This is a genomic window from Hoeflea sp. Naph1 (assembly GCF_046837775.1).
In the GTDB taxonomy this organism is placed as follows: domain Bacteria; phylum Pseudomonadota; class Alphaproteobacteria; order Rhizobiales; family Rhizobiaceae; genus Hoeflea.
The window spans coordinates 4414673-4441262 of record NZ_CP177286.1 but is presented as its reverse complement, the minus strand read 5'-3'; the positions used below and the strand labels follow the sequence as shown (position 1 = coordinate 4441262).

22 protein-coding genes are annotated in these 26590 nt (G+C 61.1%); 7 read left to right on the top strand and 15 right to left on the bottom strand.

Annotated elements, in window-relative coordinates:
- A complete protein-coding gene (locus ACK6D9_RS21275) occupies positions 1–408 on the top strand; it encodes a DUF4440 domain-containing protein (protein ID WP_412050015.1) in 408 nt (135 codons plus the stop codon).
- 39 nt (positions 409–447) lie between these two features.
- Positions 448–1704: an ABC transporter substrate-binding protein gene (locus ACK6D9_RS21270; protein ID WP_412050014.1), complete on the top strand. Its 1257-nt coding sequence runs from the start codon at positions 448–450 to the stop codon at positions 1702–1704.
- Positions 1705–1779: 75 nt separating this feature from the next.
- On the opposite strand, the gene ACK6D9_RS21265 is transcribed toward ACK6D9_RS21270, so the two are convergent.
- Both ACK6D9_RS21265 and ACK6D9_RS21260 read right to left on the bottom strand, forming a co-directional pair.
- Entirely contained in the window at positions 1780–2295 is a 516-nt protein-coding gene (locus ACK6D9_RS21265) for a hypothetical protein (protein ID WP_412050013.1), read from the bottom strand.
- Positions 2296–2704: 409 nt separating this feature from the next.
- Complete coding sequence (locus tag ACK6D9_RS21260; protein WP_412050012.1) at positions 2705–3616, bottom strand: phosphotransferase; 912 nt, start codon at positions 3614–3616, stop codon at positions 2705–2707.
- A gap of 101 nt (positions 3617–3717) precedes the next feature.
- Here ACK6D9_RS21260 and ACK6D9_RS21255 point away from each other — a divergent pair, with 101 nt between their 5' ends.
- On the top strand, positions 3718–4350 hold the full coding sequence (locus ACK6D9_RS21255; protein ID WP_412050011.1) for a class I SAM-dependent DNA methyltransferase: 633 nt from the start codon (positions 3718–3720) through the stop codon (positions 4348–4350).
- Between the two features lie 15 nt (positions 4351–4365).
- On the opposite strand, the gene ACK6D9_RS21250 is transcribed toward ACK6D9_RS21255, so the two are convergent.
- The 5 genes from ACK6D9_RS21250 to ACK6D9_RS21230 all read right to left on the bottom strand — a co-directional run bounded on the left by ACK6D9_RS21250 (position 4366) and on the right by ACK6D9_RS21230 (position 11915).
- Positions 4366–6807 carry a GcvT family protein gene (locus tag ACK6D9_RS21250; protein ID WP_412050010.1) on the bottom strand — a complete coding sequence of 814 codons (2442 nt, stop codon included), beginning with the start codon at positions 6805–6807 and terminating at the stop codon, positions 4366–4368.
- Complete coding sequence (locus ACK6D9_RS21245) at positions 6804–7700, bottom strand: phosphotransferase (RefSeq protein ID WP_412050009.1); 897 nt, start codon at positions 7698–7700, stop codon at positions 6804–6806. Before ACK6D9_RS21245 ends, ACK6D9_RS21250 begins: the two co-directional genes overlap by 4 nt.
- A gap of 3 nt (positions 7701–7703) precedes the next feature.
- Entirely contained in the window at positions 7704–9734 is a 2031-nt protein-coding gene (locus tag ACK6D9_RS21240) for an ABC transporter permease (RefSeq protein ID WP_412050008.1), read from the bottom strand.
- A 2-nt stretch (positions 9735–9736) separates the two neighbouring features.
- Positions 9737–10759 carry a quaternary amine ABC transporter ATP-binding protein gene (locus ACK6D9_RS21235; protein ID WP_267654017.1) on the bottom strand — a complete coding sequence of 341 codons (1023 nt, stop codon included), beginning with the start codon at positions 10757–10759 and terminating at the stop codon, positions 9737–9739.
- Positions 10760–10931: 172 nt separating this feature from the next.
- Complete coding sequence (locus ACK6D9_RS21230) at positions 10932–11915, bottom strand: ABC transporter substrate-binding protein (RefSeq protein WP_412050007.1); 984 nt, start codon at positions 11913–11915, stop codon at positions 10932–10934.
- 241 nt (positions 11916–12156) lie between these two features.
- Between ACK6D9_RS21230 and ACK6D9_RS21225 the strand changes: the two genes are divergently transcribed.
- The gene (locus ACK6D9_RS21225) at positions 12157–12945 is read left to right on the top strand and encodes a DeoR/GlpR family DNA-binding transcription regulator (RefSeq protein WP_412050006.1); all 789 of its coding nucleotides are present in this window, start codon (positions 12157–12159) and stop codon (positions 12943–12945) included.
- Here ACK6D9_RS21225 and ACK6D9_RS21220 read toward each other — a convergent pair.
- From ACK6D9_RS21220 to ACK6D9_RS21185, 8 genes are all read right to left on the bottom strand, one after another.
- Positions 12930–14426 (bottom strand): mannitol dehydrogenase family protein, encoded by a 1497-nt coding sequence (locus tag ACK6D9_RS21220; RefSeq protein WP_412050005.1) that lies wholly within the window; start codon positions 14424–14426, stop codon positions 12930–12932. The genes ACK6D9_RS21225 and ACK6D9_RS21220 overlap by 16 nt on opposite strands.
- Complete coding sequence (locus ACK6D9_RS21215) at positions 14426–15199, bottom strand: L-iditol 2-dehydrogenase (protein WP_412050004.1); 774 nt, start codon at positions 15197–15199, stop codon at positions 14426–14428. Before ACK6D9_RS21215 ends, ACK6D9_RS21220 begins: the two co-directional genes overlap by 1 nt.
- Positions 15199–16197 (bottom strand): ABC transporter ATP-binding protein, encoded by a 999-nt coding sequence (locus ACK6D9_RS21210; protein WP_412050003.1) that lies wholly within the window; start codon positions 16195–16197, stop codon positions 15199–15201. Before ACK6D9_RS21210 ends, ACK6D9_RS21215 begins: the two co-directional genes overlap by 1 nt.
- Before the next feature lie 10 nt (positions 16198–16207).
- A complete protein-coding gene (locus tag ACK6D9_RS21205) occupies positions 16208–17038 on the bottom strand; it encodes a carbohydrate ABC transporter permease (protein WP_267654011.1) in 831 nt (276 codons plus the stop codon).
- A 4-nt stretch (positions 17039–17042) separates the two neighbouring features.
- On the bottom strand, positions 17043–17915 hold the full coding sequence (locus ACK6D9_RS21200; RefSeq protein WP_267654010.1) for a carbohydrate ABC transporter permease: 873 nt from the start codon (positions 17913–17915) through the stop codon (positions 17043–17045).
- A gap of 89 nt (positions 17916–18004) precedes the next feature.
- On the bottom strand, positions 18005–19270 hold the full coding sequence (locus ACK6D9_RS21195) for an ABC transporter substrate-binding protein (protein ID WP_412051873.1): 1266 nt from the start codon (positions 19268–19270) through the stop codon (positions 18005–18007).
- Positions 19271–19480: 210 nt separating this feature from the next.
- Positions 19481–20437 (bottom strand): sugar-binding transcriptional regulator, encoded by a 957-nt coding sequence (locus tag ACK6D9_RS21190; protein ID WP_412050002.1) that lies wholly within the window; start codon positions 20435–20437, stop codon positions 19481–19483.
- A gap of 8 nt (positions 20438–20445) precedes the next feature.
- A complete protein-coding gene (locus ACK6D9_RS21185; RefSeq protein ID WP_412050001.1) occupies positions 20446–21180 on the bottom strand; it encodes an HAD family hydrolase in 735 nt (244 codons plus the stop codon).
- Between the two features lie 196 nt (positions 21181–21376).
- Between ACK6D9_RS21185 and ACK6D9_RS21180 the strand changes: the two genes are divergently transcribed.
- Genes ACK6D9_RS21180 through ACK6D9_RS21170 form a run of 3 tightly spaced genes read left to right on the top strand, consistent with a single transcriptional unit; the run spans position 21377 to position 26573 of the window.
- On the top strand, positions 21377–22438 hold the full coding sequence (locus ACK6D9_RS21180; RefSeq protein WP_412050000.1) for an efflux RND transporter periplasmic adaptor subunit: 1062 nt from the start codon (positions 21377–21379) through the stop codon (positions 22436–22438).
- Positions 22435–23484, top strand: coding sequence for an efflux RND transporter periplasmic adaptor subunit (locus tag ACK6D9_RS21175; protein ID WP_412049999.1), 1050 nt, complete (start codon positions 22435–22437; stop codon positions 23482–23484). Before ACK6D9_RS21180 ends, ACK6D9_RS21175 begins: the two co-directional genes overlap by 4 nt.
- A complete protein-coding gene (locus ACK6D9_RS21170) occupies positions 23481–26573 on the top strand; it encodes an efflux RND transporter permease subunit (protein WP_412049998.1) in 3093 nt (1030 codons plus the stop codon). Before ACK6D9_RS21175 ends, ACK6D9_RS21170 begins: the two co-directional genes overlap by 4 nt.
- The last annotated feature ends 17 nt before the right edge of the window (positions 26574–26590 follow it).

Sequence of the window (26590 nt, the reverse complement as noted above, 5' to 3'; positions counted from 1 at the left end):
GTGGATCTGATCGAACGCGCCAAGGCTGAAGTCATCAATCGGCACAGGTTTTTTGCCGAATGGTTCACCGGGCGGGCGCCGGAAGCAGAGATGGACGTCTCGGCCCGGGCCTTTGCTCCTGACATGCGCATGATCGAGCCGGATGGCAGTATGATTGATGCTGACCAGGTCAGGACAATGCTGCGCGGGGCGCGTGGCAAGCGTGCGGCGGATTTCGAAATTACCGTGGAATTGATCGAAGCGCGGCAGATCGGCGACGATGCTGTGCTGGTGATCTACGATGAACATCAGGTGATCGATGGCCAAAAATCGGTGCGTCGTTCTTCTGCCCTGTTCAGCGCCGACGCAGAGGCGCCGGAAGGAGTTGTCTGGCGGCAACTCCAGGAAACCTGGATTGCGACCGAATAATAAGGGGCGAGAGAGGCCCGATAACAAGGAGAACGCGAAATGAACATGATCAGGATTACCGGCCTTGCGATGGCCATGCTCGGCGCCACCGCGCTGACAACACAGGCCTGCGAAGTCACCATCGGCATGGTGATGGAACTGACCGGCCCGGCCGGCGCCTATGGGCAAGCCGGCGCCAAATCAGTGGAAATGGCGTTTCGTGACATCAATGAGGCCGGCGGAGTGCTTGGCTGTGATCTGGTGACCGACACCCGCGACAGCCAGAGCCAGGGCAATGTCGCCGTCGACCAGGCCACACAGCTGGTCAACATCAAGCAGGTTCCGGTTGTCATCGGCGGCATCATCTCGTCGGTGTCGATTCCGATCCTGACCTCGGTGACTGCCGCGGCAGGCGTGGTGCAGGTTTCGCCCGCGTCCTCGAGCCCGACGCTGACCCAGCTCAGCCGTGACGGCAAGACCGGCGGCTATTTCTTCCGCACCATCACGTCGGATGCGCTGCAGGGCATTGCCGCGGCCAAATACGCGATCGATTCAGGGCTGAAGAAGCTCGCCATCATTCACGTCAACAATGATTTCGGGCTCAACATGATGCGCGAATTCTCGGCATCTTACGAAGCACTTGGCGGCGAGATCACCTCGACGACACCTTACAACGAGAACCAGCCCAACTACAGCGCTGAGGTTACCGCGGCGATGGATGGAGCTCCGGAAGCATTGTATCTGATCAGCTATCCGGTCGACGGGGCAACGGTGGCGCGGGCCTGGATCAGCCAGGGCGGGCCGCAGAAATTTCTTCTGAATGACGGCATGAATTCCACCGACTTCATCGAAGCCGTTGGCGCCAATTATCTTGAAGGTGCGTACGGCACATCGTCGGGCACCACCGAGACGGATTCGACCAAATATTTCTATGCCAATTACGAAGCATTCTCGGGCGGCATCGCGCCGTCAGCGCCGGCTGCTGACCGGTCTTATGATGCGGGCGCGATTGTCGGTCTGGCCGTGGCCAAGGCAGGCAAGGCCGAGCCGGATGCGATCCGCGACGCGATCCGCTCCGTGGTCGATCCGGAAGGCGAAGTGATTTCGGCAGGACCGGAAGAGTTCAAGAAGGCGCTGGCGCTGATCAAGGAAGGCAAGGCGATCAACTATCAGGGCGTGATCGGCAATGTGTCATTTGACCAGTATGGCGACATTTCCGGCCCGTTCCGGCTCTGGCAGATCAAGGACGGCGAGGTGGTCACCAGTGGCCAGATGACGGCGGCGGATGTTGCCAGCGTCAAGGCTGCTATGAAGTAAGTTCTCTCCATGCACACATGAAGAGGGCCGCCCCGGGGCGGCCCTCTTTCTACTCGGGGTGAGAGGTGGCGCGAATTATCGCGAAACTCTGAGGAAGCCCGGTGTCAATAAATGGACATCGGTTCCCTCGTCGCGGTGGCTGCCGCCGAGGCTTGCGAACCACCATGCAGCACCAGCGCCAAGGGCTGCGGCAGCACCCGTTGCAAAGCCGTAAACGACGGTGATCGTCCGCGTATATTCGGCGACATTGGTCGGCACTTCCGCAGCGGTTGCTGCGGGATCTACACCGGCAGCTGCGAGCGCTGCGGTGATGGCGGCAAAGGCCGCGACGGCAAGCGTCGAAACAGCCCAAACCGACAGGCCGTGAACGCCATCGCGGAATTCGACTTCCGATTTGGCGGCATCGGACCAGCGGCTGCGCATGCGGCCTGCGATATAGCCACCACCTGCCGAACTGGCGAGAGCCGCCACGAACAGCCAGAGACTGGCAACCAGCACCTGCCAGGAGGGATCGCCAGAGGCAAGCATCGGATCGCCGAGCGCGAGCCCGGAGGCCCCGCCGAATTGGACAAGAACAGTGGATGTGGCCATAGCAACTACGCTACCGCCCCATACTGCGCCCCATTCGAGATAGGATTGGCCTTGCGGCAAATTATCCGAATGGACCAGCACAGTTTTTTCGACTGTCGGCTCCATATTCTTACCGCAAGCCAAGCAGCGACAGGATGAACATAACCACGACCACCAGGCCGACGAGATAAATGATTCCGTGCATTGATATTCCCCTCAAAAATGGCAGGCCAGCACCATGCTTCGGCCTTGCCCATCAACGCCGAACCCCAAATATGGTTCCCGAAGGTTTTTGCAGGTTTTGTCCCTGAGATACGGAAAGGGCACTCGAACCCGATAGGTTGCACCCTTTTGATCGGTTGGCCGGTGGCGCAAGAAAAACGCCAGCAGGGATGGCTATGGGGAAACGGAACGGAGACCGTGCAGGTGCTCAGGCATCTTGCAGCGTCGTCAGGCTTTGCGCGAACTCGGGTGTCGCCATCAGTGCCTTGCAGCGTGAAAAGCGCCCGTCGGCATAGGCGCGGAAATCCTCGGCGGGGTTGTTGCTGGCAAGCTGGATCAGCCCCCACAAGGTCCACAACAGGTCACACATCGCCTTGTAGATGATCATGCGCGCCTGGTCGGCGGCGGGCGGTGGGCCGCCGAAATAAGCCTCAAGCAGTGCCTGGTCCTGATTGGCGTCGAAGCCGCCCTCGACCGACAGGTCGCCAAGATCCCACATCGGGTTGTTCATGCCCGAATACTCCCAGTCGACGATGAAGATGCGCTCGCCGGTATCGAGAAAATTCTCGCACAGCGGATCGCAATGACAGGCGACGAGTTCGACCGGGTTGCGCGCCAAGGCCTGTCTGACGGTCTGCGCCTCGCTGACAACGTCGTGATAGCCGTCGGGCAACGTCACATCCTTGGTCGCCAGAATCGCCAGATACTCGTCGATCATGGCGAAAAGTTCGAAGGTGAAGGGAAAGCGGGCGCTGGAGGTATGGAGGGTGCGGAAGGCTTCACCGGCGCGGCGGACGGCACCGAGGTCTTTGCCAAAGCCTTCGGGGGTCATGGTTATGGCCCCGTCGATGAAGCGGGTGGCCATCACGCCGGTGGTGGGATCGGCGTAAATAACTTCTGGGCTGACCCCGGCTGCGGCTGCGGCATGCGCCGCCTCTGCCTCGTGGGCGCGGTTGATGTATTCCTCGGTGCCGTCACCGGGCAGCCTGACGCAGGTGTCGCCGACCCGGAAGACAAGATTGGTGAGCCCGCCCAGACGCTCGACCGGACCGGTGTAACCGGCGAGTTCAGGAATGTCTGGCAAGCTGGCGCGCAGCCGGCTTTCGATTTCATCGGTCATGGCGGGAAGTCTCCTTTTCATGTCGATTCAAGAGGCTAGAGTTCCACAAAGCACCAGTCATGGCTATGGTCGCCCTTAAGCCATCAACAGCGGAGCGGAACATGACGGCAGAAGACAAGACGAAACGTCTGGGCGCGGTCTATCAGGCCAAAAGGCCGGAGGACGTGGCGCGGGTCTATGATGCCTGGGCGGAGAAATATGATGACGACATGTCGCTGGTCGGCTATCGCCACCCGGCGATCTCGCTGGCGCTGCTGTCGCGGTATGTGCCGAAGAACGCGCAGCCGCTGCTGGATGCAGGCGCGGGCACCGGACTGATCGGCGAGTGGCTGGGGATTACCGGCTACGCTCATGTCGAGGCGCTCGACATTTCCGAAGGCATGCTGGCGGTGGCTGAGCGCAAGGGCGTGTATGCAGCGCTGCATCAGGCGGCGCTGGGTAGCCGGTTGCCGTTCGCCGACAACCATTTTGCGGCGATCATCTCGGCAGGGGTGTTTACCTCCGGTCATGTCGGCGCCGAGGGGCTGGATGATTTGTTGCGGATCTGTAAGCAGGGAGGGGCGATCGTGCTCACCGTCAAGGACGTCCTGTGGCAGGCAGGCTTTGCGCAGCGGGTAGCAGCGCTTGAGAGCGAGGGGCTCTGCACACTGATCGATGACACCGGCCCCTATGTGTCGATGCCCGGCGAAGCTGGCACCACGCCGAGCCGCTGCATCGTGCTCAGGGTTGCCTGACCGCGTCTTCGCGGCTCAGGACTTCACCTTGGCATTGGCAGGGTCGACAAACGGTTTCATACCGATCCGGGCCTGCACACGGTCGAGCGCGATTACCAGTTCATAGTCGCCATCGGCCAGAAAGGCGTCGGAAACGCCTGCTTCATTGCGGACATAGCCATAACCGATGCTCTTGCCGATGGTGTAGCCGTAGCCGCCGGAGGTGAGGTAGCCGACAGGTTCGCCATTGCGCAGAATGGTTTCGCGACCGACCAGCACCGCATCGGGATCATCGATAACGAAACCGGCAAAGCGTTTGGTCAATGGCTGGCCGGCGATGGCGGTGAGCGCCTCCTGGCCGACAAAGCCGGTGTTGGAATTGCGTTGCACCGCCCAGCCGAGACCGGCCTCATAGGGCGTGTCGTTGGGGGTGATGTCGGATCCCCAGGCGCGATATCCCTTTTCGAGCCGCAGCGATTCCAGTGCGCGGTAGCCGATCGGGCGGATTTCCCAGCGGCTGCCTGCCTGCATCAGCGCGTCGAACACCTCGCCGATGGCAGCAATCGGAATATGCAGCTCCCAGCCCAGTTCGCCGACATAGGTGACACGCAGGGCGCGGACCGAGTGACCTCCGATGGTGATGTCGCGGACATGGCCAAACGGGAATGCGGCGTTGGAGACGTCGACTTCGGTCAGTTGTTCAAGAACGTCGCGGGCATGCGGCCCCATCAGCGACAGGGTGCCGTAGGCTTCGGTGATGTCGTCGATCCGGATATCGGCGCCATCGGGCAGATGGTCGCGGATCCAGGCCAGGTCATGGGTGCGGAAGCCGGTGCCGGTGACGATGTAGAAGCGGTCATCGTCAATGCGCGCGACCGTCAGATCCGCCTCGATGCCGCCGCGGCTGTTGAGCAATTGGGTGTAGGTCAACCGCCCCACCGGCTTGCTCACGTCGTTGGCGCAGATATGGCTGAGCGCGGTCAGCGCGTCCTTGCCCGAGACTTCGTATTTGGCGAAGGATGACTGATCGAAAATGCCGACTTTCTCGCGCACATGGCGGTGCTCGTCGCCGACTGCGTCAAACCAGTTCTGGCGTCCCATCGAGGGAATGTCACGTGCGTCCATGCCGTCGGGCGCAAACCAGTTGGGGCGCTCCCAGCCGAGCTTCGAGCCAAACACGGCACGGTGTTGCTTGAGCCGTTGATAGAGCGGCGAGACGATCCGCGGCCGGCCGGATTCATATTCGACATGGGGAAAGCCGATCTCGTAGTGCTTGCCATAGGCTTCGAGCGTGCGGTCGTTGACCCATTGGCGGTCGCGGTGCATGTCGGAGAAGCGGCGGATATCGACCACCCAAAGATCAAGCGGCGCCTCGCCGTCGATTACCCATTGGGCCAGCACCCAGCCGGCGCCGCCGCCGGCGGCGATGCCGAATGCATTAAAGCCGGCACCGACAAACATGTTGTCGCATTCTGGTGCCGCACCAAGGATGAAGTTGCCGTCGGGCGTGAAGCTTTCCGGCCCGTTGATCATCTGCTTGACACCGACATGGCGGAGCGCCGGAATCCGGGCCATTGCCTGGGTCATGTGCTGCTCGAAATGATCGTAATCATCGTCGAACAGGCGGAACTCCCAGTCATTGGGAACATCGTCCATGGTCCAGCCCTGGGGGTTGGGCTCGTAGCCGCCGAAGGAGAGGCCTCCGACTTCCTCCTTGAAATAGGTGCGGCGATCGGGATCGCGGATGGTCGGAGCGTCGCTTGACAGACCGTCGATCCGGTCGGTGATGACATATTGGTGCTTGACCGGCTGCAGCGGCACGTTGATGCCGGCCATTACGCCGATCTGGCGAGCCCATTGACCGGCGCAGTTGACTACCTTGTCACAGGTAATGTCGCCCTTGTCGGTTTTGACCGCGCGAATCGTGCCATCCTCGATGTCAAAGCCGGTGACACGCACGTTCTCGTGGATCTTGGCACCATGCATGCGCGCGCCCTTGGCCAGCGACTGGGTGATGTCTGACGGGCTCGCCTGACCATCGGTCGGCAGCCAGCTGGCGCCGATCAGATCGTCGACTTCCATCAGCGGAAACATCGCCTTGGCTTCCTGCGGCGAGAGCAGGTGCATGTCCATGCCGAAGCTTTGCGCGGTGGTCGCCAGCCGACGGTACTCGGTCCAGCGATCCTGGTTGGTGGCGAGCCTGAGGCAGCCCGACATCTTCCAGCCGGTTTCCAGCCCGGTTTCCTGATCCAGCCGCTTGTAGAGATCGACCGAATATTTCAGCACCTTGGTGATCGAGGCTGATGAGCGCAGCTGTCCGACCAGCCCGGCGGCGTGCCAGGTCGAGCCGGAGGTCAGTTGCCCCTGTTCGAGCAGCACCACGTCGGCCTTGTGGTCGCGCGCCAGATGATAGGCGGTGGAGCAACCGATGATACCGCCGCCGATGACGACGATTTGAGCCCGGTCTGGGAGGGTCATGGTGATGTCTTTCCGTGGGTCATGAGGTAGTGCTCGACAGCGGCTTCAAGGCTGGCGAGATTCTCGGCGGTATAGGTTCGGTAATCGGCGCCGGGTGCATCGAGATAGAGTTCGGAGACCAGGCTCCACAGCGTTTCGCGCAGCAGCGACGCGCATTGCATGGCGTCGAACGATTGTTTCAGCGCCGCATCCGGTGCGCGGCCCAGCGCGGTCTGGAACAGGGCTGCGGCCTGGTCTTCGTTCATGCCGGCATTGGAAGCGGCACCTGCAATGTCGAACATCGCGGTGGAAAAGCCGGCATATTCGAAATCGATCAGCCACAGCCGGTCTCCGTCATCGAGGAAATTGGCCGGCAACAGGTCGTTGTGCGCAAACACGATCGGCAACGGTACCTGCACGGCCTCGAGCCGGTCCGACAGGTCGAGCCATCCGGGCAGCCGGTCGGCCATCCGCGAGCCGCCGGCCGCAAGCGTGCGCGCGTAATCGCGAATGACGTGAAACACCCAGAACATGAAGCCCGCGCCCTCGATATGGGCCGGCATCTGCCGGTGGAAATCCCGGACCAGACGGCCGACGCGCCCGGCATTGGCGCGCACGTCTTCCGCCGTAAAGGTCCGGGCATCGAGAAAGGCCGAGACCATGATGCCGGGCTCGGCATATTCGACCCGCGGGGCAAAGCCTGCGGCATGGGCCGCGCGGGCGGTCATCACCTCGCGACGGCGGTCGACGTGATGGAATGGAAAGTCCCTGCCAAGGCGGACCACATGGCGGCCCGCGGCGTCACTGACGAGCCAGCTTTCGTTACTGAGGCCGCCGGTCAATGGTTCAATCTCGATTGCGCCCGAGAAGCAGGGCAGGGCGCGGATCTTGTCGAAGGTGGCGAGATCGGACATGGGTTACTCCAGACCAAGGCGGCGGCGGGCGTGGTTGGCGCCGGCTGAAATCAGGCGGTCGGCGACAATGGCAATGGCCGCAATCGACAGGCCGGCAACGAGGCCCCTACCGGTGTCTGCCTTGGTCAGCGCGATATAGACTTCCTGGCCCAGATCCCTGGTTCCCACCAGCGCGGTGATGACCAGCATCGCCAGCGCGAACATGATGGTCTGGTTGAGGCCGAGCATGATCTCGGGCAAGGCCAGTTTCAGCCGTATGCGGGTGAGAATCTGCCACTCGGTGCAGCCCATGGCCCGCCCGGCCTCGATCAGTTTCGGATCGACCTTGCGAATGCCGAGCGCGGTGTAGCGGATCGCCGGGGCGATGGCGAAGGCGACGACCGCGATCATCGCGGTGAAATCGCCAACCCTGAACAGCATCACGGCCGGCATCAGATAGACAAAGCTCGGCAAGGTCTGCAGCGTATCGATGGCGACCTGCACCCACGACCAGACACGATCGCGGGTGGCGGCGAAAATACCGATGGGGATGCCGATCAGGGCTGCGAGAATGGCGGAAATTCCGCAGAGATAGACCGTGATCATGGCCTTTTCCCATTGCCCGGTGACGGCGATGAAAAGCGGCAGGGCACCGGTCAGCAGCGCCAACCGCCAGCCGCCGAGCCGATAGCCCGAAAATGACAGAAACAACGTGACGCCAAGCCAAGGAAGGTCGCCCAAGAACCGCTTGAATGGGATCAGCACATTGAGGAGCATGACGTTCTTGATGGCTTCAAGTGTGTCGAAATAATTGATGTTGATCCAGGCTACGACTTCCGACCAGAAAGTGCCGGTGGAGATTTCAAATGCTTCGGGATAGCTGCGGATACCGGGAACCACAAAGCTCAGTGCAGAGGTGACCAGAACCAGCACCGTGGCTGCTACCAAATAGGGGTGGCGGGCGATCAGACTTGTCCGCGTGGTGCCTTCTGAAGCCGGTTCGGAAAGCCGTTCGGCGGCTGCCTGACTGAGACGGTCCATGGCGATGGCGAGGGCGACAATGGCGAAACCGGCTTCCAGGCCGGCGCCGAAATCAAGCCTGCGAAGCGCTGCCAATACATCGAAGCCGAGACCGCCTGCTCCGATCATCGAGGCGATGATGACCATGTTGAGCGACAGCATGATCACCTGGTTCATCCCTACCATCAGGCTTTCGCGCGCCGCCGGCACCATCACTCGCCAGGTCATCTGACGCTCGGTGCAGCCAACCATGTTGCCCAGATCAATGATCTCGGAAGGAACTGCGCGCAGCGCCAATATGGCAATCCGGGTCATCGGCGGCGTAGCGAAGATCAGGGTGGCGATCACTGCGGCGGTGGGGCCGAAGCCGAACAGGAACAGCACGGGCACGAGATAGGCAAACACCGGGATGGTCTGCATCAGGTCGAGCATCGGGGTGATGATGCGCTCGACCCAGCGCCAGCGCCAGGCGGCGATGCCGAACAGCAACCCGAAGATCACGCCGAGCGGGGCGGCGACGAGGATCGAGACCAGCGTGACCATGGCGCTGGTCCATTGCCCGAAGATCGCCAGAAAGACAAAGCAGCCGCCCGAAAGCAAGGCCAGCCGCAAGCCGCCGAGCCAATGGCCGAGCAGCATCACCAGTCCAATGACGGCGACCCAGGGCAAGGGCGGGAGGATCTGCACCGCCGACGATCCGCTGCCCTCGAGCATCCCGGTCGATAACAGGCTGAGCGCAATGGTATAGGGGACATCAAGCACAGCGGAGATAAAGCGGGTGAGGTCGGTAAAGCTGAACAGGCCGAAGGTCGCCTCATTGATCAGCCATTTCATCGAGGCGCTGATCCAGCGTGCCAGCGGCACCACATAGGCCTTGGGATATTCAAACGCGAAGGGCGTCACTGATCTGGCGAATTGCCAGAAACCGACAAAGAGAACAAGCGCTCCGATCCATGGCCAGGGCAGAGCGCGGGCCTGGTGCGGCAACTCATGTGCAGCCGGGGCGGGGGACAGGGGGATGCCTGGCGTTGCCATGGTCAGCCCTTCAACATCATGTCGACAACGGCGTCGCGGTCGAGCCGACCAATGAGCTTGCCCTGTTCGTCAACGACTGCGAGATGGGTGACACCATCAACGAACAACGGTGCCGCCTCGGCGATGTTGATGCGGGAAGAAACGGTCGGTTCGCCGGGCTGGTGGCCTGCTGGCGGCCCCATCAGGCTCTGCGTGCGCACGACTTTGGCGCGTGCCACGTTGCGAGTGAATTCGGCGACATAGGAGGTAGCAGGTGTAAGCACGATATCTTCGGGCGTGCCGGCCTGGACGATCTCGCCATCCTTCATGATGGCGATCCGGTCAGCCAGCCGGATGGCCTCGTCAAAATCATGGGTGATGAAGACGATGGTCTTGCGCAGCACGGTTTGCAGCCGCATGAATTCGTCCTGCATTTCCCTGCGTATCAAGGGATCGAGTGCGGAGAAAGGCTCGTCGAGAAACCAGATTTCGGGTTCCACGGCGAGCGAGCGGGCGATGCCGACGCGCTGCTGCTGGCCGCCCGAGAGCTGGCGCGGAAAGGCGCTTTCCTTGCCACCAAGGCCGACAAGCTCGATCATCTCGCGGGCACGAGCCTGACGTTGCGCCCGGTTCATGCCCTGGATGTCGAGCGGAAAGGCAACATTGTCGAGCACGGTGAGGTGCGGCAACAGCGCAAAATGCTGAAACACCATCCCCATCTGGTGACGGCGGATTTCGATCATCCGGGCGTGAGAGGCCGCGAGCAGGTTTTCGCCCTTGAAAAGAATGTCGCCACCGGTGGGCTCGATCAACCGCGACATCAGCCGCACCAGCGTCGATTTGCCGGAGCCCGACAGCCCCATGATGACAAAGATCTCGCCCTCCCGGACATCGAGGTCGACCTGCCGAACAGCGCCAACAAGTCCGGCCTCGGCAATTGATGCGGCATCGGGCTTGCCGTCGTGGTTGGCCAGAAAGCTGGTGGCATCTGCGCCAAACAGCTTCCAGACATTGCGGCAGACAAGCTTGGTTTCAGGAATGGTCATGCAATCTCTGCCGAGCGTGAAATGGTCAAATGGGAGGCCGGCAACGCGGATTGGCCAAACCCCGTGGAGGGCCTGATCGGGCGGCGGCCAGTTGGCACCCGGACATGGCTGCCCGGGCGCCGAACTCCGCAGGCGCCCATCGGCTCATCGAGCCTGTCGGGCGGCGCGCATTTTACTTGATCCAGCCGGACCAGCGGGCTTCGTTGGTGGTCATCCATTCGCCCACCACATCTTCCACGCTCGTGCCCTCAAGATCGACCTTGGTGATCATGGCGCCCATCTCGTCATTGCCGATGTTGAACGCGGTGATGGCCTTGTGGGCGCCAGGCCATTTGTCCTTGAGGCCGGCCCAGCCAACCTTCCAGATTTCGCCGAACGGCTTGCCGCAGTCATAGGTAGCGTCGGTGTTCAGCCCCCAGGCCGGATCCTGATAGCATTCGGCTGTATATTCGGGGAACTCGACCCATTCGCCCTTGAACTTGGCTGGCGCCCAATGCGGCGCGTAGATCCAGAGCATGATCGGCGCCTTGCGTTGATAGGCGCTTTCAAGCTCGGCGAACAAGGCGGCGTCGGTGCCGGCGTGAATCACCTCAAACGGCAGGTCCAGGGCTTCGACGCGCTCGTCGTCAAACCCGCCCCAGGTCACCGGGCCACCGAGATAACGGCCCTTGGGCGCGGTTTCCGCAGTCGAAAATGCTTCGGCGCAGGCAGCATCCTTCAGCGCCTCCCAATCGGGCAGGCCGGGGCATTTTTCCTTCATGTATTCGGGATACCACCATTCTTCCTTGGCCTTCATGCCGGTAGGGCCGAAGACTTCAACCTTGCCGGTGGCGGTGGCTGCGTCCATGGCATCGCGGCCGGTAGTTTCCCACATTTCCATGGCGATATGGAGGTCGCCGGTTTGCAGCCCTGCGAACTGGGCGAGATAATCGGCCTGGACATATTCGATCGAATAGCCGGCCTTCTTGAGCACTTCGCCCATGATGTTGGTGGTAATCAACTGACCGGTCCAGTCGTGCAGCGTGAGCTTGATCGGATCGGTGGATTCTTGCGCGGTGGCGCTGGCCTGAAGGCTTAGACACGATGCGCCCGTGATGACGAGCGCTGCGGTCAATTGCCTGATTGTCCGGCCGAATATGAGATTGGCTGAATGCATGTCGAGCCTCCTGTTCACCCTGTTGGTTCCCGCATTCCGGCGCTTTTGTTATCTCGACCATGTCGCGGTCGGCGGCAGCGCATCCGTGCGTGGTTTATTGACCGACTAATCCCATACCAGGACCCGGGCCTTGTCAATCAATTCTGTGGTGTTTTTTTGCTTTGATGCCCGTATGATGTGGTCTTGTTTGATTTTCGGGCAGTTCCCGCCTAGAAAACAGGCAGCAAAAAGGTGGTTTTCAATGCTGTCCAAACGCCACACGGAAATAATGCGGATGCTGGCCGACGAGGGAACGCTCACCATCTCGGAACTGGCATCCCGGCTTGGCGTCTCGCTGGAAACGGTGCGGCGTGATGTGCGACCGCTGACCGATAACGGATCGGTTCTGAGGATTCACGGCGCGGTCGGGCTGGCGGGCCAGGTCGGCGAAGCGCCGTTTCAGCGGCGCATGCGCGAGAATGCCGGCAGCAAACGCCGTATCGCCCGCGAGATGGCGCGGTTCATTCAGGATGGCGATTCAGTGATGCTTGATACCGGCACCACAACGAGTTTCGTTGCCCGCGAATTACTCGGCCACCGGCGGCTGACGGTGGTAACCAATTCCTCCGACATCGCCCGCACGCTGGCGACCGTGAACGGCAACAAGGTCTATATGGCCGGCGGTGAACTCAGGAGCGATTCTGGTGCTGCCTTCGGCGTGTCGGCGATCGAGTTCATCTCCAAATTCTCGGTCACGCATTCGATCATCTCCGCCGGCGCCATCGACGCCGCCAGCGGCGTGATGGATCATGATCTGGAGGAAGCCGAGTTCGCACGGATGATGCTGACCCGTGGTGAGCGCAGTTACGTGGTGACGGATCACACCAAGTTCGGGCGCCGCGGTCTGGTTCTGGTGACCGGGTTTGAGGCCGTCGGCCATCTGCTGACGGACGAGCCGGCGGATGAGAAGATTGCAGCTGCGCTCGAGGCGCATGAGGTGCGGTTGATCGTGGCAGAGCCGGATCAGGCTGCCGCTCAGGTGGCCAGGTAGCTGGTCAAAACGGACTTGGTGCCTTGCTTTTGAAGACTCAAAAGTGCCACTTCGAAGGCGTCGACAAAGACCGGCGCTTCGGCGAGGGCGCCAAAAATGTCCGGCATCTGCAAGAATGCGCCCGGATGATCGCGCGCGGCAAGTGCGCGCTCGCGCAACCGGGCGGCATTCGGGTCGATCAGTTCGATTGTCGAGCCGTCATCGCGGCGGCCGGAGCAATAGTGACACCATAGCGCCACTTCCAGCGCCAGCCCGTTGACCGGCTGGCCGGCTGCCAGCCGCGCCTCGATTGTTGGCAGTATGAATTTCGGTTGCCGGTTGGAGCCGTCGAGGCAAAGCCTGGGGATGGTGTCGCCCAGTGCGGCGTTGGAAAAGCGCCTGGCGACGGTCGTCACGTAGTCGTCCATGCTGACGCCGGGAATGGCCGGAACCGTTGGCAGGATCTCGTCCTTCGTCAGCTTGGCCAGAAAACCTGCAACAAGCGGGTCAGCCATGGCGTCGTGGACATAATGATGTCCAAGCAACGCGGCGGCGTAGGCAATCGCTGCATGCCCCCCATTGAGAATCCGCAGTTTCATCAGCTCATAAGGCGCGACATTGGCGACGAATTCGACGCCGATCTTTTCCAGTGACGGTCGGCCTTGCGGAAAGTTGTCTTCCATCACCCATTGCCGGAACGGCTCGCAGACGACCGGGGCCGCGTCCTCGATGCCGAAGGTCGTGCGCACCAGATCGATTTCGCGCGGCCCGGTTGCCGGGGTGATGCAATCGACCATCGAGTTTGGAAACGCCACATTGGCAGCGATCCATTCGGCAAACTCTGGATCCGCCATATGCGCCAGGCCCAGTACCGTGGCGCGGGCGACATGGCCGTTTTCGGGAAGGTTGTCGCAGGACATGACGGTGAACGCAGCTAAGCCAGCCTCGTGACGTGCCTTCAGCGCGGCGATGATCACGCCAAACACGGTCTGCGGCTGCCCGGGCGCTGCGGCATCGCGGATGATTGCCGGATGGGTTGGATCGAACCCGCCGGTTTCGGCACTGAGAAAATAGCCGCCCTCGGTTACCGTCAGCGAGACGATGCGGATCTGCGGATCCGTCATCGCAACAATCAACTGGCCTGGATCAATGGCAACGAAGTCAATCATCGAGCCGATCACGCTGGCCTTGTAGCCTTCGGGATCAAGTTCGACGATTGTGGTCAGCCAATCCTGCACGGCCAGCTTCTGGCGCATGGCGGCATCGAATTGCATCACCCCGGCACCAATGATGGCCCAGTCATGGTCCTGGCCCAGTTCGAACAGGCGATGAAAATAGCTTGCCTGATGGGCGCGATGGAAATTGCCGATACCGACATGCAGCACGCCGGGGCTGAGCGTCGTGCGGTCATAGTTGGGTATGCGCACATTGCCGGGCAGTGAGCTCAGCGATTTCTCGGCAAGCGGAAAGACAGCGGTGGTGGTCGGGGGTGTTTCGGGCATCAGCTCATCCAGTTCCCGCCATCGACATTGTAGGTCTGGGCGACGATGTAGTCGGCGTCGGCGGTGGCCAGAAAAACGGCCATGCCGGTCAGATCTTCGGCGGTGCCCATCCGCCCATAGGGGACGGCCTCGCCTACCATTCGTTTCTTTTCCCCGGGGGCGAGGTTCTCGTAGCGGGCAAACAGCGCGTCGACACCGTCCCAGTGCTCGCCATCGACCACGCCGGGAGCGATGGCGTTGACGTTGATGCCGTGTCTGATCAGGTCGAGACCGGCGGACTGGGTCAGGCTGATGACGGCCGCCTTGGTGGCGCAGTAGACGCCGACCAGCGCTTCACCGCGGCGACCGGCCTGGCTTGCCATGTTGATGATCTTGCCGCCCTTGCCGCGGGCGATCATCGTTCTGGCGACGGCCTGCATGGTGAACAACGTGCCGGCAACATTGATCGCAAACAGCCGGTCGAAACTTTCGCGCGTGATTTCGACAATCGGCGCCAGATCGAAAAGGGCGGCGTTGTTGATGAGAATGTCGATTCCGCCGGTGTGCTCAGTCACGGTCTCGACGGCAGCGTCGATGGAGGCCTGATTGGTGACATCGAGATGCACGGCAAAGGCCTGATCGCCGATCTGTCGGGCGGTTTGCGATGCCCGCTCGAGATCGATATCGGCGATGGCAACCTGAGCACCTTCGGCGACATAGCGCTCGGCGAACGCTCGGCCAATGCCGCGTGCAGCGCCGGTAATCATGGCCGACTTGCCTGCAAGGCGTGTCATCAGAGCGCCTGTCCGGCGGCATCGAATTTGTAGATCTTGGTTGGGTCGGGAGACATGTAGACGGTGTCGCCATGATAGATGTCGACTTCACCATCGGCGCGGATGGTCATCGGCTCAAATCCGTCAACGGCCACCCGCAGGAAGGTGTCGGAGCCTAGATGCTCGGAGACACCGACCTTGCCCTTCCACAGGCCTTCGGTCTTGGAGACACTGACATGTTCCGGACGAACGCCGATGGTGTGGGCGCCGTGGGCTTCGGCGTCCTTGCCCTCGATGAAATTCATTTTCGGCGAGCCGATGAAACTGGCGACAAACAGATTGGCCGGCGACCGGTAAAGCTCCAGCGGCGAACCTACCTGCTCGATGTAACCGGCTCTGAGCACGACGATCTTGTCGGCCATGGTCATGGCTTCGACCTGGTCGTGGGTGACGTAGATCATCGTGGTCTTGAGGCTGTTGTGGAGTTCGCTGATCTCAAGCCGCATGTTGACGCGCAGCGCGGCATCGAGATTGGACAGCGGTTCATCGAACAGGAAGGCGTCGGGTTCGCGGACAATCGCCCGGCCGATCGCCACGCGCTGGCGCTGGCCGCCCGAAAGTTGGCCCGGCCGCCGCTCGAGATAGTCGGTTAGGTTGAGCACGGAAGCGGCGTCTTCGACCTTCTTGTCGGCCGCAGCCTTGTCGAGGCCTGCCATTTTCAACGGGAAGCCGATGTTCTTGCGCACCGACATATGCGGATAGAGCGCATAGGACTGGAACACCATCGCAAGGCCGCGCTTGGCCGGCGGGATGCTGGTCGCGTCGTTGCCGTTGATTTCGATGGTGCCGCCCGAGACATCCTCGAGACCGGCAATCAGGCGCAGCAGCGTTGACTTGCCGCAACCGGATGGGCCGACGAACACAACAAATTCACCGTCGTTGATTTCCAGATCAAGCGGCGGAATCACCTTGGTGGTGCCGAAGCTCTTGGTAACTTTCTTGAGTGCGATATGTCCCATGGTTGTTTTCCTATTTCACCGCGCCGAAGGTCAGGCCGCGGACGAGTTGTTTCTGGCTGAACCAACCGAGAATGAGGATGGGTGCGATCGCCATTGTCGAAGCCGCCGACAGCTTGGCGTAAAACAGGCCTTCCGGGCTTGAGTAGCTGGCGATGAAGGCGGTCAGAGGAGCCGCTTTCGCAGCCGTCAGATTGAGGGTCCAGAAAGCTTCGTTCCAGGCCAAGATGACATTGAGCAGCAGAGTCGACGCAATACCGGGGACCGCCATCGGGGTCAGCACATAGATGATCTCCGACCACAGGGCCGCGCCGTCCATCCGCGCTGCCTCAAGAATGTCGACCGGGATTTCCTTGAAGTAGGTGTAGAGCATCCAGACGATGATCGGCAGGTTGATCAGCGTCAGCACGATCACCAGGCCCAGGCGCGAATCGAGCAGACCGGTGTCGCGGAACATCAGATAAATCGGGATCAGGACACCGACGGGGGGCAGCATCTTGGTCGACAGCATCCACATCAGGATGTCCTTGGTCCGTTTGCCGGGTACGAAGGCCATCGACCAGGCCGCCGGAATGGCAATCAGCAGACCGAGCAGGGTGGAGCCCAGCGAGATGATCACCGAATTGGCGAAGTGGAGGCCGTAATTCGAGCGTGAGTTTACCTCGGCGTAGTTTTCCGTGGTCCAGTCAAAAAAGAACAAGGACGGCGGGGACGCGATGGCCTCGGCTTCGGTCTTGAAGCTGGTCAGGAACGTCCACAGGATGGGGAAGAAGATTGCAATACCGATCGACCAGGCGAGAAGCGTGACGAAGAGTTTGCGTCGGGTTGAAACAGCGCGCGCCATGGTCTCAAGCGTCCAGGTTCTTGCCGATCATCCGCATCAGGAAGATCGCAACAATATTGGCGAGAATGACAGCAACGATGCCGCCGGCGGAACCGCCGCCCACGTCGAACTGCAATAGTGATTGCACATAGACGAGGTAGGTCAGGTTGGTGGTCGCCGTGCCCGGTCCGCCATTGGTGGTGACCAGAATTTCGGCGAAGATCGAGAGCAGAAAAATGGTCTGGATCAGGATCACAACGGTGATCGCCCGGCCCAGATGCGGCAGCATGATGAAGGTGAAGCGGTTGACGGGCCCGGCGCCATCCATTTCGGCAGCTTCGAGCTGTTCCTGGTCCAGCGACTGCAAGGCGGTGAGCAGGATCAGGGTCGCAAACGGCAACCATTGCCAGGATACGATCAGGATGATCGAGGCCAGCGGCGCGTGACTGAGGAAGTCAAACGGTTCGAGCCCGACGGCGGTCGCCATATAGGCGAACAGGCCGTTGACCGGGTTCATGAACATGTTCTTCCACACAAGTGCGGACACGGTCGGCATGACAAAGAAGGGGGCGATCACAAGGATCCGGACGATGCCCTGGCCGAAGAATGGCTGATCCAGCAGCAGTCCCAGCAAGATGCCGCCGACAACAGTGATCAACAACACGCCAAGCACCAGAATGAAGGTGTTGGCCATCGCATCGAAGAAGGCGGGGTCGGTCAGAAAATAGCGGTAGTTGTCAAACCCGGCCCAGGCTTCGGTGCCGGGCGATAGCAGATTGTAGCGCAGGAACGAGAAGTAGATCGTCATGGACAGCGGGATGATCATCCAGCCCAGCAGCAAAATCACTGCGGGGGACATCATCAAGCGTGCTGCACTGCGTGAGTGGGCGGTCGCCATGGCTCGGTTCCTTGACAGGTCGGGGACAGGTCGAGAGTAAAAAACGGGAGCCGGCCGGAAGGTTCCGGCTCCCGATCTGGTCGGAGACCCTACTTGGGGTAACCGGCCTTTTGCATTTCGCGCGTGGTCAGGGCCTGCGCATTGGACAGTGCGTCGTCAATCGATGTCGTTCCGGCAAGGGCTGCAGAGAACTGCTGGCCAACAGCCGTTGCGATTCCCTGAAACTCGGGAATGGCGACAAACTGAACGCCGACATAAGGCACCTTGTCGACCGTCGGGTTTTGCGGATCGGCAGCGTTGATGCTGTCGAGCGTCATCTTCGCAAACGGAACCTTGGCATATTCAGGGTTCTCATAGAGCGAGGTCCGCGTGCCCGGAGGTACGTTGGCCCAGCCTTCCTTCTCAGCTACCAGCGCCAGATACTCTTTCGAAGTGGCCCATTCGACGAACTTCTTCGCCGATTCTGCCTTCTGGGTTCCTGCCGGAATGCCCAGCGACCATGCCCAGAGCCAGTTGCCGCGCTTGCCCAGACCATTGTCGGGAGCGAGAGCGAAACCGACCTTGTCGGCAACCTGGGAATCCGTCGGATTGGTGACAAAGGAAGCCGCCACGGTGGCGTCGATCCACATGCCGCACTTGCCGGTCTGGAACAGCGAGAGGTTTTCGTTGAAACCGTTGTTGGCGGCTCCCGGAGGTCCTGATTCATTCATCATCTCGATGTAGAACGTCAGGGCTTCCTTCCACTCGGGGCTGTCGAACTGGGCTTTCCAGTCCATGTCAAACCACTTGGCGCCGAACGAGTTGGCGGTGGCTGTCAGGAAGGCCATGTTCTCGCCCCAGCCGGCCTTGCCGCGCAGGCAGATGCCGTAAATGCCGGCGTCCTTGTCGGTCATGGCGGCCGCGGCTTCGCGGATGAACGTCCAGGTCGGCGCATCCGGCATTTCCATGCCGGCCTTTTCCATCAGGTCGGTGCGGTACATCACCATTGATGATTCACCGTAGAAGGGGGCTGCGTACAGTTCACCGTCGACGGTCAGGCCGCCGCGGATCGCAGGCAGAAGATCGTCAATATCGTAGGATGCGGGCAGATCGTTGAGTGAAACCAGCCAACCCTGCTTGCCCCAGATCGGCACTTCGTAAGTGCCGATGGTCATGACATCATACTGGCCGCCCTTGGTGGCGATGTCGGTGGTGACACGCTGACGCAGGATGTTTTCTTCCAGCGTTACCCAGTCCAGTTCGATGTCCGGGTTCTTTGCCGTGAAATCGTCGGACAGTTTCTGCATGCGGATCATGTCGCCATTGTTGACCATGGCGATCGTCAGCTTTTCGGCCATCGTCGCCGTGCCGAGCATCGACAGCGCCGACGCGCACAAAAGCACGTTTGCAAATCTCTTCATAAATTCCTCCCAATGCCCGGCGTGGGCAAATGCCAATTAGACGGGCAAATATTCAGTCAATAATGCCCTAGAGTCAAGCAAAATCGATGCTGCACCTGCGTGGTGCGCCGCAAATTTTGGAAAGAAAGCAACAATGTCAGAGGCTTAAAAAAAACTCGGATTTGCCTAGAAGTTCAGCAGGCTTTCCGCCGTGGCTTCATCGGTTATGAGCCCATTGATCAGTTTGCCGCGCAAAGCAGCCATGATCGCGTCGACCTTCAATGCACCGACCGCAATGGCGATGACCGGCTTGGAGGGCGCTGCTTCCAGCAGAGCGCTGGCCACCCGGTCATTGGTCAGGCCGTCAATCAACCGGCCTTCGCGATCAAATACCCAGGAGGTGATTTCACCGACGCCTCCCGCCTTGAGCAGTGCCCGCATTTCCTCACGGCTGACAAAGCCATCGATCATCAGTGGTGCCTGGTCGCCGATATTGCCGATACCGACATAGGTAACGTCTGCCTGGCGTGCCAGTTCGAGGATGTTGTGCACCGCTTCCTGCTGCTGCAGTAGCTGTTTTTCCTCAACCGAGCGGGCAAACACCGGCAACGGCATCGGGTAATGGCGGGCGTTGACGCGGTCAGCCATGCGGATGACGACGTTGTAGGGCGTGGCTGCGCCATCCGACATCATGTTGCCAAGCAGCGAGACGATCCGATGCTGCGGACAATCCATCTTGGGCAGTTGTTCCACACAGGCACGCAAGGCGCGGCCGGTGCCAAGCGCGATGATCTTGGGGTGATCTGATTTGAGGATGCGTTCAATCTCGCCGGCCGCAATCTGGGCAATTCCGGTCAAGGCTGCCGGCGCGTCCGGGTCGGTCGGCGCGACCTCGCAGGTGGCAAGTCCGAATTTCTCGCTCAGGCCACGCGCCAGTTCCATGCAACTGGCGATCGGATGATCAAGCCGCACCTTGACGAGCTTCTCGCTGACCGCGAGCGACACCAGACGCTGGGCGGTTTGTCGCGAGACGCCCAGTTTTCGGGCGATTTCGTCCTGAGTATTGCCGGCAACATAATAGAGCCAGCCGGCGCGGGCGGCGTCGTCCAAACGGCTGGTTTCCTGATCGCCTGCACTGCTCATAATTTCAATTACCTGTTGGTTCTGCTGGTAGCATGCGGCACCATTTCGGAGAAATGCTGCCATTTGTCAAAACACCTTACCTGCCCGTCCATAGTCAGCACATTGTCGCTGAGGCCCTGAAGATGGCTTCCGCCGGTAAAGCGGACCACCGGCATGCCTGCATTGATGGCGGCCTGAATGCCGGGCACCGAATCCTCGATCACCAGACATTGCGAGGGGGCAACCTGCATGCGGCTGGCCGTGTGTAAAAACAGATCTGGCGCCGGCTTGCCGCGCTCGACCTCGGAGGCGGTAAACACGTCCGCGCCGAAAAACTCCGAAAGGCCGGTCAGTTCCAGTGACCGGTTCACCCGCTTCGGCGTGCTGCTGGTTGCCACGCAGGCGCCGACTGTCAAAGCCTGCAGAAGCGTCACGACCCCTTGGGTGGGCACTAGCTCACGTTCAAACCGCTTGAGCAATTCGCTGCGGTACATTTCTTCAAAATCATTCCCCGGCAAATAGCCGTGGGTGCTGCGGATTTCGGCGGCAACCGTGACCCAGCTGCGGCCGAGGAAATGGGCCTGAACATGTGCGAAATCGACCACCACGCCGATGCTTGCCAGCGCGTCAATTAGCACGTTGGCGCTGATGACTTCGCTGTCCACCAGAACGCCGTCGCAGTCGAAGATGATCAGTTTGGGAGCGAATGTTTTCAGTTTGGCAGCCTCGGCAGTCGATGGAATGTCCTCGATAGCACAGGGCATGAATCTGATGCAGCTTGTCAACTTCGAGCCAGCGACAATCGTTTCTTCAGCGCGATGCCCGGGATCTTGTTGAGGTGTGATGCCCGCGCCTATCAAGTGCGCGAAACGGCGCGTCGCGCGCTGTCTCCGGGTCTGGCGTCATGAAGGGCAACAGTGTATGCGTTGCTCCCCTCGCAAACAGGTACGGATTGCCGCTTTGAGATCTATAGTCATCGCATGGGCCGCTGCTGTAGCCGTGTTGGGAAGTGTTCCCGCACAGGGCGAACAGCCGCTGGCCGTCGAGATCGTCGAAGCCAGCCAAACCCTGGAACTGCGCAGTTTCAGCCAGACCGGTGAAATTCGCGCCCGTGAATCGCTGATGGCGTCTTTTCCCGTGGGCGGGCGGGTGATCGAGGTGCTGGCGGAAGTCGGTGCCAAGGTCAAGCAGGACGCCCCGCTGGCTCGGCTGGATTCGATCCAGCAGGAGCTTGCGATACGGACTGCCGAAGCCGGATTGACCACGGCGCGTGCCGACCATCGCCAGGCAATAGAGGACCTCGATCGCGCCAATACGCTGCTTGCCAGCGGCACCACAACCCGTGCCGAGCGCGACGCCAAGGAGGACGCTCTGCGCGCCGCCGAGGGCGTGCTCGAGCAGGCCGAAGCCGAACGCGATCGCGCCATCAAGGCGCTTGCCGATACGACGCTCAGGGCGAATTCCGATTCCACGGTGATCCAGCGGATGATCGAGCCCGGCCAGATTATCGGCGCCGCGCAGCCGGCGATGGAACTGGCGCTCGATAGCGGTTTCGAGGCGGTTTTCAATATTCCGGAAGTCATGCTGATCGGAAAGAAGCCGGCCCCGGGCATTCTTCTGTCGCGATTGTCGTTTCCCGACCAACAGTTTGAGGGCCGCGTGACCGAAATTTCTCCCCTGGTGGATCCGGCCACCGGCACGGTGACAGCCAAAGTCGCTGTGCTGAACCCGCCTGAAGATCTGGCTTTCGGCGACCCGGTGCGTGGCACCGCGACCCGCGATGAAGGCATGCAGATCGGTCTGCCCTACACCGTTATCAGCGCATCAGCAGAGGGGCCAGCGGTCTGGATCGTTGAACGCGAAACCATGAAAGTGTCGCTCCGTCCGGTGACCATCGACCGCTACAGCACCGACAAGGTCTATCTGGACGCGGGTGTTGCCGAGGGCGACTGGGTGGTCGCCAAAGGCGCGCAACTTCTCTATCCCGGCCGGGTTGTGCGGCGTGTGGAGGTGGAGCAATGAGGCCGCTGGCTTTAGGCCTCGCGCTTGGCCTGACGTTCAGTCTGGCTTTTCAGGCACAGGCCGCCGAGCCGGCGCGCCCGGTGGTATCCATCATTGTCGACCAACAGGCCAACCTGTTGCAAAGTTTTACCGGAGTTGTTGTCGCCCGCACGGAGACGGCGTTGGGCTTTCCGATCATCGGCACGGTTGCTGCGCGCCCGGCCGGAATTGGAGACATCGTCAAGAAAGGCGATCTGCTGGCGCAGCTAAGCACCGAAGATTTCGATGCAGATTTGCGCACCGCCGAGGCCGGCGTGACGGTGGCGCGGGCGCAACTTCGCTCGGCCACTGATGCACGTGACCGGGCCAGGGAACTGCTGGCGCGCGGGGCCGGCAGCGCCACCCGGCTGGAGGACAGCGAACGCGCGCTGGTTTCCGCACAGGCCCGACTGGAGCAGGCGCTGGCTTCACGGGCGCGGGCCGCCGATATCCGCGATCTGGCAACCTTGACCGCACCGTTTGACGGTGTCGTTACCGAGACGCTGGCTGAAGCGGGGGCGACCTTGTCGGCAGGGCAGGCAATCCTGCGGCTTGCCGCTATCGGCGAACGGGAGATCATCATTGACGTGTCCGAGGATTCGGCTGTCGTGCGTGCTGTCGGCGATCGCTTCACGGCGCGCCTGCTCGCCGATGACGAATTGACGGCACACGCCGTGCTGGCGCGGATCGATCCGGTGGCCGAGCGCGCCACCCGGACGCACCGCCTGCACCTGACACTCGAATCCGCACCGCCGGCGTTCCGGCTTGGTTCGCTGGTGAAGGTGACACCATCCGGTGGCGAACATCAGGACATTGTCGTTCCGGTTTCGGCGCTGCTCGAGCCGCCTGCCGTGTGGGTGGTTGATCGGACCGATGACACCATTGCCCTGCGTCAGGTCGAACTCGGTGTCACCAGTGGTGACTTCGCGATTGTTTCCTCCGGACTGACGGCAGGCAATGAAGTGGTCATCAAGGGAATTCATTCACTCAAGGAAGGGCAAGTCGTCGGCCCGCGTGAAACCGAATGAACAAATTCAATCTCTCCGACTGGGCGCTTAATCACCGTTCGCTGGTCTGGTTCCTGATGATCGTTTCGTTGGTTGCCGGCGTGATTTCCTATGTCTCGATCGGGCGCGAGGAAGACCCGAACTTCGACATCAAGACGATGATCATCACCGCCGCTCTTCCCGGCGCGGATACACGGGAAACGCTGACGCAGATCACCGACCGGATCGAAAAGAAACTCGAGGACCTCGACGAACTGGATTTCACCCGATCAGTCACCCGACCGGGTCTGAGCATCGTCTATCTGGAATTGCTGCCGACAACCCGCGGCGACGACCTGTCGCGGATCTGGCAGCGTGTTCGCAACATGATGGCCGATATTCGCCCGGAATTTCCGGCGGAGTTTGCCGGCTTTCAGTTCAACGACAGTTTCGGTGATGTGTTCGGCAATCTTTATGCCTTCACCTCCGACGGGTTTTCGTCGCGCGAGGTCCGTGACCATGTGGAAAACGTCCGTCGTGCCGTGCAGGCGCTGCCGGATGCGGGAAAAGTTGAACTGTTCGGCACCCGCGATGAGGTTCTCTATCTCGAATTCTCGACCGACCGGCTCGCCTCGATGGGGCTCAATCAGCAGGCGGTGCTGGATACGCTCGCCGCCCAGAATGCGATTTTGCCGTCGGGCGTAATCGACACCGGGCCGGAGCAGGTGCTGGTGCGGATCGGGGGTCAGTTTTCCGGGGCGCAAAGCCTCGAGGATATCAATCTTCGCGTCGGCGACCGGTTCTTCCGGTTGACCGATGTCGCCGATATCCGCCGCGCCTACGCCGATCCACCGTCGACGCTGTTCCGCTACAAGGGGCAAGACGCCATCGGGCTTGCGGTCGGGATGAAGCGCGGCGCCAACATCATCGATTTTGGCGCGGAGCTCGAAGAGGTGATCGCCAAGGCCGTGTCGCAATTGCCGGTCGGCATCGACATTCATCTGGTTGCCGACCAGCCGACTGTGGTCGATGACGCCGTCGGTCACTTCCTGCAGGCGCTGCTGGAAGCGGTGCTGATCGTGCTTGCCGTCAGTTTCATCTCGCTGGGGATGCGCGCGGGGCTTGTCGTCGCGCTGACGATCCCGCTGGTGCTGGCAATTACCTTTGTGGTCATGGACTATGCAGGCCTGACGCTGCAGCGGATATCGCTGGGGGCGTTGATCATTGCGCTGGGTCTGCTGGTCGATGACGCGATGATCGCGATCGAAACGATGATCTCGCGGCTTGAAAAAGGCGAGACGCTGTTCAAATCGGCCTCCTATGCCTGGACGTCGATTGCCTTTCCGATGCTCACCGGGACGCTGGTCACGGTGGCCGGGTTCATTCCGATCGGGCTCAATTCCTCGGCGGCGGGCGAGTTCACGTTTTCACTGTTCGTCGTCATTGCCGTCGCGCTGGTGGTTTCATGGATCGTTGCGGTGCTGTTTGCGCCGCTCCTTGGGGTGACGTTCCTGCCGGCCAAGATGAAACATCACACTGGCGAACCCGGCCGTATGCGGCGCGTGTTTCACCGGATGCTGAACACCAGCATGAACCATCGCTGGCTGACGATCGGCTTGACCATCGGCGTCTTCGGGCTGTCGGTCTTCGGGATGCGGTTTGTCGAACAACAGTTCTTTCCCAATTCCGACCGGCCCGAGCTGATTCTGGATTTTACCCTGCCGCAAAATGCGTCGATCTCGGCGACTGCAGCAGAAATGACCCGCATGGAAAGCCGGCTCGAGAACAACGACAAGGTGTTGTTCTGGTCATCCTATGTGGGGCGCGGCGCGCCGCGGTTCCTGCTGGCCTATGACGTGCCGACACCTGGCCCCAATATGGGGCAACTCGTCATCCAGACCCCGTCGGTGGAAGCCCGCGATGCCTTGCGTGTCGAATTGGGCGAGGTTGCTGCCAACGAGTTTCCCGGCACCGATATCTTCATCAAACTGCTGGAAATCGGGCCGCCGGTCGGCCGACCAGTGCAGTACCGGATCTCCGGACCGGATATCGAGAAGGTGCGTGACCAGGCGCGCGGTCTGACGGCGCTGGTGGCGTCCGATCCGCGTTTGTCGGGCATCGTCATGGACTGGAACGAGCCGACACGCGTGGTTCGGGTCGAGATCCTTCAGGACAAGGCGCGCCAGCTTGGCATCACCCAGCGGGACATCGCTGCCGCGCTGAACGGAATCTATGATGGCACCAAGGTCACCGAGCTTCGCGATGCTGCCTATCTGGTGGATATCGTCGCGCGTGGTGACATGGCCTCGCGGCAATCGGTGGAGGCGCTGGCCGGGCTGCAACTGGCTGCCAACGGCTCGACAACGACGATCCCGCTGAGATCGGTTGCCAGTTTCAGCTATGACACCGAGCCGCCGGTCATCCATCAGCGTGGCCGGATGCCGACCATCACCGTCAAGGCGGCGATTTCGACCAAGGATCAGCCGGCAACCATCGTCACCGCGCTGGCGGACCAGATTGCTGAATTCAACAACACGCTGCCCACCGGCTATCATGTCGAAGTCGGCGGGTCGGTGGCCGAAAGTGCTAAGAGCCAGGCACCGATTGTCGCCGTTGTGCCGCTGATGGTGCTGATCATGTTGACCCTGATCATGATCCAGATGCAGAGCTTCAGGCTTGCCTTCGTGGTTCTGTGCGTGGCGCCGCTGGGATTGATCGGCGTGGTTGCGGCCCTGGTGCCGTCCGGCGCGCCGCTGGGTTTTGTGGCGATCCTCGGGGTGCTGGCGCTGATCGGCATCCTGATCCGCAACTCGATCATCCTGATCGACGAGGTCGAAGTGCTGCGTCGCAAGGGGCGTTCGGCATGGGATGCGGTGTTTGAAGCTTCCGACGCGCGTTCGCGCCCGATCCTGCTGACGGCGGCGGCGGCGAGCCTGGCGCTGATCCCGATCTCGCGGCAGATTTTCTGGGGACCAATGGCCTATGCGATGATGGGCGGCATCATTGCCGGTACCGTGATCACGCTGTTTTTCGCCCCGGCGCTCTATCTGGCGGTGTTCCGGGTCAAACGTGATCCGCAGGACGAGGGCGCAGACTCGGCTGATCCTGTCGATGCCGAAGCAGCAAATTAGGCGCGGGGCCGCAGTGT

Excerpts from the sequence above, each read along its gene's own strand:
- ACK6D9_RS21270 (WP_412050014.1), top strand. The coding sequence starts at position 448 with ATGAACATGATCAGGATTACCGGCCTTGCGATGGCCATGCTCGGCGCC.
- ACK6D9_RS21265 (WP_412050013.1), bottom strand. The coding sequence starts at position 2,295 with ATGGCCACATCCACTGTTCTTGTCCAATTCGGCGGGGCCTCCGGGCTC.
- ACK6D9_RS21260 (WP_412050012.1), bottom strand. The coding sequence starts at position 3,616 with ATGACCGATGAAATCGAAAGCCGGCTGCGCGCCAGCTTGCCAGACATT.
- ACK6D9_RS21255 (WP_412050011.1), top strand. The coding sequence starts at position 3,718 with ATGACGGCAGAAGACAAGACGAAACGTCTGGGCGCGGTCTATCAGGCC.
- ACK6D9_RS21250 (WP_412050010.1), bottom strand. The coding sequence starts at position 6,807 with ATGACCCTCCCAGACCGGGCTCAAATCGTCGTCATCGGCGGCGGTATC.
- ACK6D9_RS21245 (WP_412050009.1), bottom strand. The coding sequence starts at position 7,700 with ATGTCCGATCTCGCCACCTTCGACAAGATCCGCGCCCTGCCCTGCTTC.
- ACK6D9_RS21240 (WP_412050008.1), bottom strand. The coding sequence starts at position 9,734 with ATGGCAACGCCAGGCATCCCCCTGTCCCCCGCCCCGGCTGCACATGAG.
- ACK6D9_RS21235 (WP_267654017.1), bottom strand. The coding sequence starts at position 10,759 with ATGACCATTCCTGAAACCAAGCTTGTCTGCCGCAATGTCTGGAAGCTG.
- ACK6D9_RS21230 (WP_412050007.1), bottom strand. The coding sequence starts at position 11,915 with ATGCATTCAGCCAATCTCATATTCGGCCGGACAATCAGGCAATTGACC.
- ACK6D9_RS21225 (WP_412050006.1), top strand. The coding sequence starts at position 12,157 with ATGCTGTCCAAACGCCACACGGAAATAATGCGGATGCTGGCCGACGAG.
- ACK6D9_RS21220 (WP_412050005.1), bottom strand. The coding sequence starts at position 14,426 with ATGCCCGAAACACCCCCGACCACCACCGCTGTCTTTCCGCTTGCCGAG.
- ACK6D9_RS21215 (WP_412050004.1), bottom strand. The coding sequence starts at position 15,199 with ATGACACGCCTTGCAGGCAAGTCGGCCATGATTACCGGCGCTGCACGC.
- ACK6D9_RS21210 (WP_412050003.1), bottom strand. The coding sequence starts at position 16,197 with ATGGGACATATCGCACTCAAGAAAGTTACCAAGAGCTTCGGCACCACC.
- ACK6D9_RS21205 (WP_267654011.1), bottom strand. The coding sequence starts at position 17,038 with ATGGCGCGCGCTGTTTCAACCCGACGCAAACTCTTCGTCACGCTTCTC.
- ACK6D9_RS21200 (WP_267654010.1), bottom strand. The coding sequence starts at position 17,915 with ATGGCGACCGCCCACTCACGCAGTGCAGCACGCTTGATGATGTCCCCC.
- ACK6D9_RS21195 (WP_412051873.1), bottom strand. The coding sequence starts at position 19,270 with ATGCTCGGCACGGCGACGATGGCCGAAAAGCTGACGATCGCCATGGTC.
- ACK6D9_RS21190 (WP_412050002.1), bottom strand. The coding sequence starts at position 20,437 with ATGAGCAGTGCAGGCGATCAGGAAACCAGCCGTTTGGACGACGCCGCC.
- ACK6D9_RS21185 (WP_412050001.1), bottom strand. The coding sequence starts at position 21,180 with ATGCCCTGTGCTATCGAGGACATTCCATCGACTGCCGAGGCTGCCAAA.
- ACK6D9_RS21175 (WP_412049999.1), top strand. The coding sequence starts at position 22,435 with ATGAGGCCGCTGGCTTTAGGCCTCGCGCTTGGCCTGACGTTCAGTCTG.
- ACK6D9_RS21170 (WP_412049998.1), top strand. The coding sequence starts at position 23,481 with ATGAACAAATTCAATCTCTCCGACTGGGCGCTTAATCACCGTTCGCTG.